This window comes from Bacillus sp. ISL-57 (assembly GCF_018613135.1).
Classification (GTDB): Bacteria; Bacillota; Bacilli; order Bacillales; family DSM-1321; genus Peribacillus; species Peribacillus frigoritolerans.
Window position 1 is genome coordinate 1 of the sequence record NZ_JAGGQV010000038.1, and the last position, 12120, is coordinate 12120.

General features: G+C 33.5%; 14 protein-coding genes. 1 reads left to right on the forward strand and 13 read right to left on the reverse strand.

The features are described 5' to 3' along the window. Window positions 1-91: 91 nt before the first annotated feature. From J7I90_RS26390 to J7I90_RS26435, 11 genes are all read right to left on the reverse strand, one after another. Window positions 92-1570: a UDP-N-acetylmuramoyl-L-alanyl-D-glutamate--2,6-diaminopimelate ligase gene (locus J7I90_RS26390; RefSeq protein WP_214774772.1), complete on the reverse strand. Its 1479-nt coding sequence runs from the start codon at window positions 1568-1570 to the stop codon at window positions 92-94. Window positions 1571-1734: 164 nt separating this feature from the next. Beyond that, a complete protein-coding gene (locus J7I90_RS26395; RefSeq protein ID WP_214774774.1) occupies window positions 1735-2244 on the reverse strand; it encodes a GNAT family N-acetyltransferase in 510 nt (169 codons plus the stop codon). Between the two features lie 276 nt (window positions 2245-2520). Then, window positions 2521-2889: a hypothetical protein gene (locus J7I90_RS26400; protein WP_214774776.1), complete on the reverse strand. Its 369-nt coding sequence runs from the start codon at window positions 2887-2889 to the stop codon at window positions 2521-2523. 92 nt (window positions 2890-2981) lie between these two features. After that, on the reverse strand, window positions 2982-3476 hold the full coding sequence (locus J7I90_RS26405) for a helix-turn-helix transcriptional regulator (RefSeq protein ID WP_214774778.1): 495 nt from the start codon (window positions 3474-3476) through the stop codon (window positions 2982-2984). A 398-nt stretch (window positions 3477-3874) separates the two neighbouring features. Continuing rightward, window positions 3875-4255, reverse strand: coding sequence for a hypothetical protein (locus J7I90_RS26410; protein WP_251025483.1), 381 nt, complete (start codon window positions 4253-4255; stop codon window positions 3875-3877). Between the two features lie 107 nt (window positions 4256-4362). Further along, on the reverse strand, window positions 4363-4833 hold the full coding sequence (locus J7I90_RS26415) for a DinB family protein (RefSeq protein WP_214774780.1): 471 nt from the start codon (window positions 4831-4833) through the stop codon (window positions 4363-4365). 182 nt (window positions 4834-5015) lie between these two features. Beyond that, window positions 5016-5180: a DUF2197 domain-containing protein gene (locus J7I90_RS27615; protein ID WP_251025484.1), complete on the reverse strand. Its 165-nt coding sequence runs from the start codon at window positions 5178-5180 to the stop codon at window positions 5016-5018. Between the two features lie 174 nt (window positions 5181-5354). Beyond that, window positions 5355-5729, reverse strand: a complete 375-nt coding sequence (locus J7I90_RS26420) for a hypothetical protein (RefSeq protein WP_214774782.1) — start codon at window positions 5727-5729, stop codon at window positions 5355-5357. 245 nt (window positions 5730-5974) lie between these two features. Next, a complete protein-coding gene (locus J7I90_RS26425) occupies window positions 5975-6418 on the reverse strand; it encodes a hypothetical protein (RefSeq protein ID WP_214774784.1) in 444 nt (147 codons plus the stop codon). Between the two features lie 809 nt (window positions 6419-7227). Beyond that, complete coding sequence (locus J7I90_RS26430) at window positions 7228-8040, reverse strand: Cof-type HAD-IIB family hydrolase (protein ID WP_096340392.1); 813 nt, start codon at window positions 8038-8040, stop codon at window positions 7228-7230. Between the two features lie 151 nt (window positions 8041-8191). Next, window positions 8192-8956, reverse strand: a complete 765-nt coding sequence (locus J7I90_RS26435) for a DeoR/GlpR family DNA-binding transcription regulator (protein ID WP_214774786.1) — start codon at window positions 8954-8956, stop codon at window positions 8192-8194. A gap of 445 nt (window positions 8957-9401) precedes the next feature. Here J7I90_RS26435 and J7I90_RS26440 point away from each other — a divergent pair, with 445 nt between their 5' ends. Continuing rightward, a complete protein-coding gene (locus tag J7I90_RS26440) occupies window positions 9402-10637 on the forward strand; it encodes an IS110 family RNA-guided transposase (RefSeq protein WP_214774788.1) in 1236 nt (411 codons plus the stop codon). A 192-nt stretch (window positions 10638-10829) separates the two neighbouring features. Here the strand turns inward: J7I90_RS26440 and J7I90_RS26445 are convergent, their stop codons facing one another. Both J7I90_RS26445 and J7I90_RS26450 read right to left on the reverse strand, forming a co-directional pair. Then, a complete protein-coding gene (locus J7I90_RS26445) occupies window positions 10830-11024 on the reverse strand; it encodes a DUF6366 family protein (protein WP_214774790.1) in 195 nt (64 codons plus the stop codon). A gap of 263 nt (window positions 11025-11287) precedes the next feature. Then, on the reverse strand, window positions 11288-11506 hold the full coding sequence (locus J7I90_RS26450) for a hypothetical protein (RefSeq protein WP_214774792.1): 219 nt from the start codon (window positions 11504-11506) through the stop codon (window positions 11288-11290). Window positions 11507-12120: the final 614 nt, after the last annotated feature.

Here is a 12120-nt window from a genome sequence, read left to right on the forward strand (position 1 = left end):
AGCTAAAGCACCCGTTAGTTTAAGTACATTACTTCACAAACAAAAAGAAGATGCCTGGTTAAAGCATCGTTAAGACCTAAAGTAATTAATACTACTTCTCAGATATTGCCTTTCTCGCTATTTCTTTATCATCAAAATGAATTGTTTTATCTTTAAATTTTTGATAGGTCTCATGACCTTTTCCAGCTATTATAACAACATCATTTGAATTAGCCTCTTTGATAGCTTTATATATAGCTTCTTCTCGATCAGCGAGTAATTCATATTGAAATGAAATAGACTTTTTCATTCCTTTTTCTATGTCATTCATAATTTTAATAGGGTCTTCTGAACGTGGATTATCAGAAGTAACAAAAACAATGTTACTGTATCTGCTAGCTATTTCTCCCATAATTGGTCGTTTTCCTTTATCTCTATCCCCACCACAACCAAAAACAGTAATTACTTTTCCTTTTGTGAACTCTTTAATTGATTTTAATACGTTTTCCAAAGCATCTGGTGTATGAGCGTAGTCAACTAAAACAAGATAATCTTGTCCTTCATCCACTATTTCCATCCTGCCACTTATACTTGTTAACAAGGAAAGACTACTTCTAATATTCTCAAGGGGTATTCCTTCAATTAACGCTGCTGTTATACCAGCTAATGCATTATAAACATTAAAACCCCCTACTAATTGTAGGTGTATTTCAATTTCTCCTTTAAAAGTAATAAGTAAAAACCGAATTCCTTGCGATGTCATGGTGATATTTTTTGCAGAAACATCAGCTTCATTGTTGATTCCGTAAGTAATAACTTCCACTGCAGATAATTTACGAAAATGTTCAAAACTTGGGTCATCTGCATTTAGGACAGCATATTTTTCATCTTTAGATTTAAATGTATTTCCGAGCCTAGAGAATAAAAGCCCTTTTGTATTCCTATATTGTTCCATTGTGCCGTGATAATCTATGTGATCTTGAGTAAGGTTTGTAAATATGGCTGTTCTAAAGTTACACCCCATTACACGCTTCATGTCTAACCCTTGAGATGTAACTTCCATAACACAATATTCCGTGTTGTATTCCCTCATTTTCCGGAGGTTTCTTTGTAAAATGGGGGGTTCCTGTGTATTTATATCTGTGGGATACATGATTCCGTTAATCTGAATGCCGTTATTACCCATCAGACCAGTTTTAAGTCCGTAATCAGTAAAAATTTTTTCAATAATGTAAGAGGTAGTGGTTTTGCCGTTCGTTCCTGTTATTCCAATAAGTTTCATCTCATGTGAGGGATGATTATAAAAATTCGAAGCAATAACAGCCATTGCCTGCCTTGCATCTTTAACAAATATCTTTGGTACATCAATATCAACATCACGTTCGACTAAAAGGGCTACTGCACCATTCCTAATGGCATCTTTAGCATAATGGTGTCTATCTTCAAGAAATCCCTTAATGGCTGGTACACAGATAAACAAATTCCCCTTTTCCACTTTCCTTGAGTCCATTTGTAATCCTGTAATTTCGACATCCATATTCCCTTCTATTTCTTTGACCATAAAAAGGTCAGCTATCTCTTTTAACTTCAAGTTAGAACCCCTCTCAATTAATTATGTTTATAAACTTTTATTGGCAATTTGTTCTTATATTCTACATTCTTATGCAACTAACCTGCCCCTTTAGCACCATAAGAAAAGGGCTACATCATCAGCAGCCCTTATTACCTTTTAGTTTATTATCTAAATATCTAAGTTTAAAGTAGTGTTCTAATATTGTCCCATCCATATACAAGTTCATTGAGTTTTTTCCCAGAAATGTTAACCTCAATGGTGTCTATTTTTTTACCACCAAGAGCCTCATAAAAAAGACGAGAACTATTATCTTCAAGCACTAAAACTATCATTGAAAAAAGTTTTTTTTGTTGTAGTTCTTCAATGATTGGTTTAACCAATAATTTCCCTAACCCATTTCCTTGATACTCTTTTAAAATATAAATAGCATATAATTCACCAGTGTAATCAGGGTATTTACTAGATCTTTCTTTACCACCAGATGAAAAACCAACAATTTTTCCTTCCTCGTTTTCTGCTACAAATACATCGCTATTAGGAATGTTTTCTTTCCATAATTGCTCTCGTCCTTCATAAATCAAATTATTTAAGTATTCGTCTGGAATGATATTTGCATATGTGGTTTTCCAACTATCAACGTGTACTTTAGCTATCCCTTTGGCATCGGTTAATACAGCTTTTCTTATCCTCATTAAACCACCTCTATTTTTCTATATTTTAACATTTGTAAATTCACAAATATATAATTTTGAAATATTTTCCTTATGCAACTAACCTGCCCCTTTAGTTCCATAAGAAAAGAGCTGCCTTAAAGACAGCTCCAATCTTCAGCTAACGCACCCGTTAGTTTAAGTGTATTAAATCACAAACTTAGCTGGTTTTGTTTAATAAGAACGCTATGTTAATGAATATTGTTGATATTTATTAAAGAAATGAGTAATTCAAAGAAGTTACTCTTCTCAATCAAATTAATATTTAACTTTATTTTTGTTTCTATTAGCTAACTTTATAGCGAAGAACTGAGGAATCAAATTCAAAAAACTAACCAAGATTAATAATTGATATGGAGTTAGTGGCTTAAAATAGCCACCCCATCGTTCGTTCCCTGTCATCTCGCTGATGAAATAAAATGAAATTATTACAGATAATATATTACCAATAATAAGAAAGATTGAATTACTAACGAGTTTGCCGAAGAAAGCAAGAAGTGAAGTTACTACAATCATAATTAAATAGCCAAGCATTGAACGGTTAGCAAAATCTTGGTGCATTGAAAAATAAACAAAAGGAAAACAGTATAAACAGACTAATAGAATACCACTTACTATTTTTCTCATATTGTCACCTCTCTTTGTATATTTATAAATAGAACAAATATATAGGTTACGTGGAAAACTTGGACAGCCGAAGACTATTATAGGTTGAGGTCTTATTCTTCATATATCCCTATACCTTTGTCTATCTCGATAGTCCCCACCTCCTGTAATTCATTTAAACGACTTAAACTCTCTTCTTTATCAAAAGAACTATGCCAACGATAATCATATTGATCCAATATACGGTAATGGTTACTAATCAAATTTTGTTGCAAACGAAAATCCCCTCTATACTCGACCTCTTTCCACCATATCTTACCACCCATTGTTTTTTCTTTAGGCGTACCACCATTTTTGCTAGCAATTAACTGAACAAAATCAACTGGATTGTCACCGATTGATGATATCAACAATTGGCTATGATTAAACAAAGCACAAAATGCAACAACGGTGGTCCAATTGGCTTCTGTTCTTCTTTTTTCAATTTGAACTAGTGTTTTTTTTGAAATCCCTAGAATTTCAGACATCTTATCTTGAGAAAAACTTTGTTCTGTTCGGACAAGTTTCATTTTTTCTGATATTAAATTGATGAATTCTTCTTTTTCCATATATACTAAATACTCCTTTTTAGTGTAATTTTACACTAAAAGTATTATTTTTCAACCAAAAATACCCTTTTTGAAAAAAAAAGCAACTTTAAAACACAAAGAAAAAGGCAAGAAATAACCTTGCTCTAAATAAGTTTGAAATGGGAATATTCTTAATTAAAGCTTGTTGAACTAACCTGCCCCGTTAGTTCCTTAAGAAAATGCTGTCTTAAATACAGTTCTGATCTTCTGCAAACGCACCCGGTCGTTCAACTAGAAGGAAAAATCCACTTACATCACTATAAAATTTTGTAAACAAAAAGAGCGTTAACCCTTTTGGTCAACGCTCTAAAATCGATTAAAATACATTAATAACTAATACATGAACTTATTCGACATGCCAAGCATAAATTTCAATATCAATCTTCATTCTCTTCTTCTTCATATAATTCGTGTTCACCAACATAAATTGGGCCGTTTGCATAATCAATTCTGATTGGCCATTCATACGGAACGGATAAACGGCTTGCTACACCTCTCCAAAATTTACTCGAATCGGTTTCAAAATCTTGAAACTCTTTTAATAGTTCTTTATATGACGCACCGTCAAATTGTATATTCATTTCCTGCAACCTCATGAAAGCCATATGTCTAATTTCAAGCTCTGCTGCCTTTTCCATTTCTTCTTCAGTTGCCAATTCGATAATGGTTCCTGGCGGGGGTAAAATAGCGTAGATATTATCTACTTCTTCTCCCATTTCTTGTGCGGGAATCAATTTATTACGAATCCGATTAATCATAAAGTCAACTCCTAATGGTTTTTATCTATTATATATAAGTCTATCAAGCTGCGTAAACTAATACTCTTCAAGTGCAACTAACGCACCCGTTTGTTGAATAGTAAAATCTATTCAAATAATGGAACTTTTGGGTCTATCTCATAACAATGAACAAGCATAGAGTGTAATTGCCCTCTGTGATGATAAACGTGAGCTACAATCTCTATCAACCATTCATATCGTGAGTATGTAACACCCCAATAAGAAGTAATTTCCTCTTGAAGTTCGACCTCTGTAAAATTCATAAATTTATCTTCTAAAAATTGATGATTTTTTATCAAAGCTTCTTTCATCTCATATAGGCTTTTATATGAAACACTTGAATAAAATTTATTCATCTTGTTTTGGGATGCCCCATCCGATATAAGCGAATCAGCTTCACAAATAATAGCAATGTGTTCTAACAGCTCTCCTATTGAATGCTTATTGGGTGTAGGTCTTTTTTGTAAGTCATTTTCTTCTAACTTATCTATCATCTCAACAATTGTCGTTACAGCCACTTTAATTTGATTCAATGCACTCTTACAATACGTATTCATCTTATCCTCCTTTACTTCAAATAAATAATAATATAGGTTCGTAGTTAAATTTTAGCTCCCTCTATTCAACTATCCTGCCCCTTTAGTACCATAAGAAAAAGCTGCCTTAAAGACAGCTCTGATCTTCAGCTAACGCACCTGTTAGTTGAAGTACATTATTTCACCAGGACTCTCCCAAAAAACTATCTAAAGAAATTTTTGATTGCTTCAATGCGTATTTTATGACTACAATCTTCGCAACAAAGAATCCTACTCTTTCTTTCCTTAAATTGTTTATACTTTAGTGAGCCTTCGTATACTCTGAATACTTTTTTACAACTATAACAAAGTACCTCATAGTAAATCATAGCTATCCTCCTATGTGACACATTACTTTTTAGTTGATTTATCAAGATTGTAACCAGTTCTCTTATATTTTTAAACTATAGAGTAAGCATTCTTCACCTATCCTGCCCCGTTAGTTCCATAAGAAAAAGCTGCCTTAAAGGCAGCTCCAATCTTCAGCTAACGCACAAGTTAGTTCAAGGAGAATAATAAATTATTGTGTAGTATCTTGTATAATATTGATAACCAATACTTGTAGTAACATCGCCCTTATTAAACACTAAAGCATTTGTTATCTCGTTTCTTTCCTCGAAATCCCAGCCTTCCTTTTCCATCAATTTAATGAAAGGCTTCATTTCCCCGCGTTTTACTAAATATCCATAAATCCCCCCCACTTCCTCTGTTCCTTTTACTTCAGTAATGCCTTTATCCTGAATAATCATTTTAGATATAGCCACAGCAAACGGTATAGGGTTTCCTTCCTGAAAAATCACATCTTTTTTTTGAATTATAAAGATGGAAAATAGGATGATTATTAGTACTATTATTCTAAATGCTTTCGATTTTAACAAATAAATTACTCCCTACTCTCAAGTTATTAAGCCGAACCATAGGACAAGTTTAACATTATTAATTTGGAATTAAATAGTTTTTGGAATATTTTTCATAAAGCAAGCCTCCCCCGTTTGTTACATAAGAAAAGGAGCTGCTGATCAGCTCCTGGTAATGAAGTAAAGCACCCGTTAGTTTAAGTAGATTTCTTCACAAACTTTTTAGTATTTCAGTTAATACAGGACAGGAATGCTGCCCCGTTAGTTTACCCATTTATGAATTTCCCTAATGAATAAACCAATAAAATTAATAATTGATAAAGAGTAAAGGGGATTAGAGTAAGGAATGGGATGTACTTCATCTTATGTTGTTCTTTCCTTATCACAGCGATAATCGTACATATAATAGAAACACCATACAGGCTCAAACTACTAATTAGTAATATATCACTAAACATAATTATTTCAATTGCAACAAATAAAAGTAATGGAGCCATAACTCCAACTATGGCTGACGTAAAACTAAACATATTTTTCTTCATTTCAATTTCCATCCTCAATTCATTTGATAATGGTGGTGGCAGCCAAACATCTTGAACTATAGCACAAGTTAGCTTAATAAAATTTTCTCTGTTAATCACTCTTTTTTCAATAATAGATTTATTTAATCCTACTTGTCTTATGCAACTAACCTGCCCCGTTAGTGCCATAAGAAAAACAAATGGTACTGTTTGGTTAAGTGTAGATGCTTCATGTGAAGTTACCGATTCAAAAGGCTGTAAAAGTAGGTTATGATATGAAATGTAAGAACTATAAATTAACTGGTAAACTTAATAATGCCTATATAGTTCTTTCTAGTTATATCAAACTTACTTCTTTAAATAAAACTAATAAAGTTGCTCGTGTTTTTCAAAAATACACTTATAGAGATTAAAATTTTTAATGGGGTTGAATTAAAATGAATGTATCGTCTTCTTATTTTATATTTGGTTTAATAAACATGATTTTAATGATTGGAGCTATACCAGCTATCATATACGCTTTATATTTATTACGTAAAATTTCAAAAAAATAAAGTAAAAAAAGGAAGAGGGACTTTTGTAGTTCCCCTTCCTTTTTTTTGTGCCTTTGTTTCTTCAGCAAATTACATTAATTAATACACACTTCCTAATTATAAGGTCGTAATTTTATTAACGTAATCCCCCAACACACAAGGTGTTAAAGGTACATTCGTAAAACGTATCAATGACGGTAAATTGAGAACGCGTGTCGATGCTGATGATGCAGGTGTTACAGCATCTACTATTACTGGTTGGTTCACTACTGTATATAACAAAGTAATATCTATGGGCTAACTTTGGGTAGCTTTCTTTTTATTTGTCTTAAAGAACTAACGCACCCGTTAGTTGAATAACCTGGAAATCCATAAACGCTCTGATGTATTTAATAAACCAAAAACACTCGAAGCAACTTTCTCAAAATCTTATTCCTGTTTTTGCATTCTTTCACGCCAGAACCCTTATAAGTGAATCATATTTTGTTCACGGGTATTTTTTTCAAGAATCATCTTCACTGCTTCACTGACTGTCTCAACGACATAGGTTGCTTCTTTTTTGACATCTTCATGGGCATGAGAAATCACAAAACTATTTGGTGTTAGTTTAAACATAGGGATGTCATTAAAAGAATCACCTACGCATGCGATTTCTTCGGGCTTGAGCTGCAAGTGTTTTAAAAGGATTAATAAGGCATTTCCTTTACTGATGTTTTTCGGCATAATATCAAGACATCCTTTTTCAGAAATGAATGTATCCACCTCTTCGTGAAAAACACCTTGAATAGATTGCTGCATTTCTAATATTTCCTCATGATGGCCCAATACCGAAATTTTAGAAGGGGTAAGGGATTGGCCAATTGCATTTATCATGTCATCTTGCTCTTCAATCGGAAAGAAAAAGCGTTCTTCAATTTGGTGAATGACATCATTTTTTTGTGCTACAAAGTTGGTGTCATTTGAACAAACGATTGTAATGTTACGATCTGAATAAGCCGATTCATACAGTTTTTTTGCGAGCCCATGTTCAAATGTTTGCGAGTGAAGAGAAACGTGGTCATTGGTCCTGACAAATGATCCGTTTTGGCTTACGCGATGGAATTGGTCTCCAACCACTTTAGCTACTTCCATAATTTCGTTGTCCATTCTTCCAGTTGCAAGACAGATGTCTACGTTATGTTCCCGTAATTTTTTCAATGCTTTAATGTCATGTAAAGCCACTTGATTCTTTTTATCAATTAACGTTCCATCTAGATCACTGACTAATAATTTAATCATCGTCTTTTAAACTCCTCTCGTTGTGAATATCTAATGTTATATTGGTTAAAACCACTTTTAAATTTCATTATCGGGAAAGCAATTGGTCACAATCCTAGTGAATGTATCATCTAATAATGGATTTAAGCAATATTCTCCTGATCAGTGAGTCTTATTCTGTATCTGTAATTAGCACTTCAACACCATGTTCTTCTATAGATCTATATAAATTATTAGGCATTGATTTATTGGTAATAATGGTATCAATGGATTCAATTGTTAAACCTCTGTAATTCTGTCGATGATTGTGTTTTGTATGGTCTGTCAATAAGATGACTTGATCAGCATGTTTTATCAATTCTCGCTTAAAGTAAATATCTTCTTCAAGCCCATAATAAATGCCATCTTCCATAATACCTGCTGCTCCAATAAACACCTTATTGAAATGATAATCTTTTAGTTTTTCTATGGCGGAAAATCCTGTGACATGTCGAGTTGATTTATTTAGAGTACCTCCCAAAAAGTGTATAGTTGTATCTTCAGATTGAGCCAATACATAAGCGCTATCAATTGAATTAGTTACAATGGTAACTTGTCTTGCTTTTAAAAATTGAGCTATAAAATTGACTGTGGTTGAAACGTCTAAATAAATCATCTCATTGTCTGTTATCATACTTGCAGCTTTTTTTCCAATTAATTTCTTTGTTTCTGATTCGGTGCGTAATCGATCCCGATAATCATCAATTTTTTTATGAAATGATGGTAATGCAACTCCACCATGAGTTCTAACTACCATTTTTTGGTTCGCAAGCTCCACGATATCTCTTCTTGCAGTATCACGTGAAATATCAAATGTTTCACACATCTGTTTGATGTTCATTGTTTTGTGGATTTCTAAATAGTTAAGGATTCGTATCAATCGTTCTTCTTGATTCATTTTTAACCTCCTCAACTTAATTATAAGCTATTTTAAGTAAAGATAAAAGTGATTATAAGTAATGAAATCCAAAAAAGAACTTATCATAAGTTGTTTTAAGTCATTTAATATAGATTGATGCTAGTAAAGTTTCCTGGGCACATCGTAGTAAAAATGGTTGGACTTTTAACATAGCCTTCTTCAACTAACCTGCCCCGTTCGTATTATAAGGTCAGCCAGATATTTCTGGTTGAACAATTTTTATATCGATATATGATAACGGTAGCTGGGGTAGAACGTTCCTGCCCATGGGGCTTGGACCCCGTCAACTAAACCGTTCGCCCCCTACTTGCTTAAACATGATTTGGCTGGTTGGGACCAAGATCTCGTATAACAAGCGAAGCTATGATACTGCAAGAAGGATTAGGGGTTACCGGCAATAATATGTTTTTGGAGGAGATAAAAAATGAATCCAGTGGTTGGTCTGGATGTAGCGAAAGGTGAAAGTCAGGTTCAAGCGTTCTTGGATAAAAAGAAGCCTTATAAAAGAAGTTTTAAAGTAGCACATACCATTGAAGGACTAGAGAGCTTACACCAATATCTTAGAGAGATAGAAAACATAACAGGAATTCGACCTCCGGTCGTTTTAGAGTCTACTGGGCATTATCATACGCCCATTGTGCAGTATTTTGAGGAGAGAAGTTACTTATTAATTATCGTTAACCCACTCATTTCTTATCGTGCGAAGAGCTCTAGTTTACGGAAAGTAAAGACAGATTTAATCGATGCACGTCACCTCTGCGAGCTGTACTATAAAGAGGATTTAGAGCCTTATAAAAAACGAGGGATACAACTCTTAAATCTTCGTAATCTTTCAAGACAACATGCAAATATAACAGGTATCTATGTACAAACAAAACTACAGTTTCAAGCTGTTCTTGATCAAGTATTTCCTGAATATAGAGGAGTTTTTGGAGATTTGTATTCGGTTGTTTCTTTGCTTACTCTATTAGAATTCCCTACTTCTGAAGACATATTAGCAGTCGGTGAAGAAACTGTAGCAAATAGGATTAATGAACTTTGTCCAAGTCGTTCTAGAAAGTGGGCGAATACAAAGGCAGAGAAACTTATGGCTGCCTCAGCTCGAAATCCTTTTCAGAGAACTTTATATCAGAGTCACATTTTAAGCCTAGAGATGTATATAAAAATGCTTCTAGAATACCAAAAGCACCTATCCAAGTTTGAAGACGAGATAGATGCTTTGGCAAAAGAAATTGAAGAATATAAGATTATCCAATCCATCCCTGGAATCGGTGAAAAAATCGCTGCAACGATTATTTCTGAAATTGGAGAGATTGATCGGTTTAATCACCCTAAAAAACTAGTGGCATTTGCCGGAATTGATCCAAGTATCTTTGAATCAGGTAAATTTAAAGGCACAGTAAATAGGATTACCAAAAGAGGTTCTGGCAGACTACGACATGCCTTATATATGGCCGTTCGTTGTGCCATTCGTGATTGTCGCAAGAAGAAAACGACAGATGAAATCATCCCTCGGAACAAGAGATTACGAGAGTTCTATGATAAGAAACGTGAAGAAGGAAAGCCCTTTAAAGTAGCTGTGATAGCATGTGCTAATAAGCTTCTACAATGGATTTATGCATTATTACAAAATAACTCGACTTTCCAAGATCTAACCTAGTTTAAAAGTATAACTAAATATCACAAAACTTTCCAAATACGGTTCATTGGAAGGTTATTTGGCATGCACAAATTTAGTATAGCATGAAATATTTTAAGTTTTCATTGAAAAATGTTGACTAACTATTAGCTGGTTTAGTGCCATAAGAAAAAGGCTGCCGCAGCAACCCCTGTTATTGAAGTAAAGCACCCGTTACTTGAAGAAGAGTGATACAAAAATAAAGCCAATTATGATTATAAGAATAAGAATTCCTGTACTTTTCCATCCCATACTGCCTACAAAATCTGGAAGGCCTCCACCTTGAAGACTCCCACCAGGATTCCTTTTTAGTTCTTCTTGTCTTAGTCTTTCTCTTCTTCTTTCAGGTGTTTCTTTATCTTCACTCATTTGAACCCCCCCTGTAAATTAAACAATCATCCCTTCTAAATTTTACCATAAATAACCATTATACTTGTTGAACTATCCTGCCCCGTTAGTGCCATAAGAAAAAGCTGCCTTAAAGACAGCTCCGATCTTCAGCTAACGCACCCTCTACTTTATTTACCTTATGTCACAATCTGTTCTTGTCCAAAATGATATTTTCCTTTTTAGCTATTTCTTTAAACATTAGTTTCTTCGGAACCAATTAATTAAGGGAAAAAATTATTGTATTATGTACAGCAAAAAGTGGCCTTTTTTGCGGCATCTTCGGGAATATAAACTTTATTATCCTTTATTTTGTATGGGATATCATTTTCCTTTAATTTTTTTGTGTCAACAGTTTCAACAGTATCTCCCCATTGTACATAATCTCCAGTATAGTTTTTTTGACAACCACAAATTATTGTTAAAATGGTAATTAACGTTAAACACCTTAAAAGCACCTTCATTATTTTCTACCCCTTTAGACTTTTTCGCCGAAATCTAATGCACCCGTTCGTTTCTTAAGACTTATTTTAGAGTTGACACAAACTGTGTTAAAACTGCTTAATCAACATCTCTTTTTCTATAAAAAATCAATGTTACCTTGATAATTAAAATTATGAAAAGGACAATAACCATAATAATATCTAGTGTTCCTTCGTCTGCGCTTTTATTAAAAAATCCATTAATTGTAGTGAGTACTAGAAGAATTATATAAATATTGGTTTCATTTTTTTGGAGAAATTTAATTGGGACTACCGCCTTTAGAGTTGAAATTAGTAGTAAACTATCAGAAACTATTTTATCTAAAAAAGGAGGAAATTGTAAGAGTCTCCATGTGTTTTTTAAGAAAGTACAGCACAGTTCGACTACACTACGCTTATAGAACTATCCTGCCCCGTTAGTTCCATAAAGAAAGAGCTGCCTTAAGACAGCTCTGATCTTCAGCTAACGCACATTAAGATATTTCCTTTATTATTAAACCAATTTAACTAAATGCGATTCTAATGCTATAAAATGTGGCATCCAGCAGTCTGAATTTTCGGTTCCAATATCGTGCTTATTTATGCAAACCCTGTTT